5 protein-coding genes are annotated in these 2,081 nt (G+C 51.9%); 2 read left to right on the top strand and 3 right to left on the bottom strand.

Going from position 1 to position 2,081, the window contains the following annotated elements:
- The first annotated feature begins 79 nt into the window (after positions 1 to 79).
- Together AC2VLY_RS14170 and AC2VLY_RS14165 are read left to right on the top strand one after the other, a co-directional pair.
- Complete coding sequence (locus AC2VLY_RS14170) at positions 80 to 325, top strand: FitA-like ribbon-helix-helix domain-containing protein (protein WP_031575767.1); 246 nt, start codon at positions 80 to 82, stop codon at positions 323 to 325.
- Positions 322 to 711, top strand: a complete 390-nt coding sequence (locus AC2VLY_RS14165) for a type II toxin-antitoxin system VapC family toxin (RefSeq protein ID WP_486891721.1) — start codon at positions 322 to 324, stop codon at positions 709 to 711. Before AC2VLY_RS14170 ends, AC2VLY_RS14165 begins: the two co-directional genes overlap by 4 nt.
- Before the next feature lie 196 nt (positions 712 to 907).
- On the opposite strand, the gene AC2VLY_RS14160 is transcribed toward AC2VLY_RS14165, so the two are convergent.
- From AC2VLY_RS14160 to AC2VLY_RS14150, 3 genes are all read right to left on the bottom strand, one after another.
- The gene (locus AC2VLY_RS14160; RefSeq protein WP_486922501.1) at positions 908 to 1,171 is read right to left on the bottom strand and encodes a Txe/YoeB family addiction module toxin; all 264 of its coding nucleotides are present in this window, start codon (positions 1,169 to 1,171) and stop codon (positions 908 to 910) included.
- Positions 1,168 to 1,410, bottom strand: a complete 243-nt coding sequence (locus tag AC2VLY_RS14155) for a type II toxin-antitoxin system Phd/YefM family antitoxin (protein WP_215858122.1) — start codon at positions 1,408 to 1,410, stop codon at positions 1,168 to 1,170. Before AC2VLY_RS14155 ends, AC2VLY_RS14160 begins: the two co-directional genes overlap by 4 nt.
- 308 nt (positions 1,411 to 1,718) lie before the next feature.
- The coding region (locus AC2VLY_RS14150) for a GFA family protein (protein WP_486891723.1) at positions 1,719 to 2,081 on the bottom strand (363 nt) is incomplete at its 5' end.

Below are 2,081 nucleotides of genomic sequence, written 5' to 3'. Positions count from 1 at the left end.
CCTCTGCCTGCGAAGGGCACCGCCGTTGACCTGAACCAAGACCGAAACCATAATGGTGCCAATTTGGTTGGAGATTGGCATGCCTACGACTTTGACCCTGAAGGGTATCCCGGACGACGTATACGCGCGCTTGAAGGAGACAGCAGAAGTACACCGGCGCAGCCTTAACAATGAAGCAATCTCTGTGCTTGAGACGGCGCTGCTGCCGCGCAAGGCGACTGCCTCGGACAGGATCACGCGCGCCCGCGCGTTGCGCGCACCACTGGAGCAGGGGGCATTTGCAGCGAAGGACATTGATGAATTCAAGCGGCAAGGGCGGCGATGATCGTAGTTGACTCGAACGTTATTGCCTACCTGTACCTGCCAGGCGAATTCACAGCGGAAGCCGAACGGCTGCTTGAGCGGGACCCTGACTGGGTTGCGCCGCTGCTGTGGCGCAGTGAGCTGCGCAATATATTGGCTCTGTATATACGAAAGAAGCTGCTTGAATTCGATCAGGCATTTCGTATCCAGCGTGAAGCAGAGACACTACTGGCGGATCATGAATACGACGTGGACTCATTTGAGGTGCTGACTCTGGCCCGCGACAGCGGATGCTCCGCCTACGACTGCGAATTCATTGCACTGGCCAGGCAACTCGACGTAAAGCTCGTGACGATGGACGCCAATCTGCGCAAAGTGTTCCCAGCGACGACGATAGGCCTATCATAGAGCTGACGGTTTGCGTTAGCGGCGGTAGGCGGAACATGTTAGGGTTTGGTAAAGCTTCCACGTTCAGCCAGAAGGGCGACAATCTGACGGTCTATGCGGTCGATGTTCGAACGGACTTCTTCAATGGAAGTGCAATTGACTACGCCACTCAAAATGTACTCCTTTTATAATCCCCAACGCCGAGTTATATCTTTCTTTATTCGTAATGTGTCCATAGTCGCAAAATCTTGACGATATGCTCCTGCTCCAGGACTTCGTACACAATGCGGTGCTGGATATTGATTCGGCGGGAATATGCGCCAGCAAGATCACCAACGAGTTTTTCGTATGGCGGTGGATTTTGATGAGGATTTTCCTCAAGCACCTTCAGCAAGTTCACTGCCTTTTCCTTCAGGCCTGATGCAGCGAGCTTCTTCGCATCTTTTTGCGCGTGCGGGGTATAAACCAGCCGCCACCTCACCAATCGAGATCCTTCGCACATTCAGACGCTGGCGTTTTCATGCCCTCTTGAATCGACTCGCGCATTCCCGGGATGGCAAGCAAATGGAGCGTTTCAGATATCGCATTCCAATCTTCTTCCGAAATCAGAACAGCGTTACCGCGTTTGCCTTTTATGACAATGGGTTGATGAGAATCTGCGGCTTCATCGATAAGGCTGTACAGCTTCGATCTCGCCTCTGTCGCGTTGAGTATGGTCATGCTTCCCCCTCCCTGGATTTAAGCGTACGCTATTACGCACGGTTGCTCAAGGCCGATTTTTTAACATGACATACCAGCTCAGCCGACGGCGAAAGCGGTCGAAGCCCGCTGTAGCCGGTCGGCTGGAGCGAAGGGTTGGGCATCATCAGAATCGCTGTGCCGCAATGAAATCTTCGGGGGATATGTCGGCCTGACGAAGAACGCCAGCCAAGATTCCAGTTTTGACCTCATTGTGTAGCGGCACAACGCGTACTTGTGCAGCACACTGGCGATAGCTGTCGGCCAAATAGATTTGAGATGCACAATCGTTAGCTTTGTGCCGCCCCCTGCTTTTTAGGTAGCGCTGGATTCATGCAGTCCCATGGTGCAGCGCTACTTACATGAAAATCCATCGTTGGAACATAATTCGATGGGTCATCTAAAGTGCCGGCCTTTATACCCAGCACTCCTGGCATATGGCCGAACCTTGCGAACAATTGGGAACCACAGTTCGGGCAAAAGCCTCTTTTGTGAATATTTCCGCTATCTGCCTGAGATTCGTAATATTTTACTGCACCTGAAACAACCACATTTTTTTCAGGGAAAAGCATCGCCGGAATAAATGCACCACCTGATGATCTTTGACAGTCTTTGCAATGACAATTTCCAGTAAACACTGGCTCAATATCAAC

This window comes from Acidithiobacillus sp. TH-A36, from assembly GCF_057473445.1.
Note: the sequence above shows the minus strand (reverse complement) of the source record. Positions and strands in the feature narration are given on the sequence as shown.

Coding starts and splice junctions, on each gene's coding strand:
- AC2VLY_RS14165 (WP_486891721.1), top strand. CDS start 322: ATGATCGTAGTTGACTCGAACGTTATTGCCTACCTGTACCTGCCAGGC.
- AC2VLY_RS14170 (WP_031575767.1), top strand. CDS start 80: ATGCCTACGACTTTGACCCTGAAGGGTATCCCGGACGACGTATACGCG.
- AC2VLY_RS14155 (WP_215858122.1), bottom strand. CDS start 1,410: ATGACCATACTCAACGCGACAGAGGCGAGATCGAAGCTGTACAGCCTT.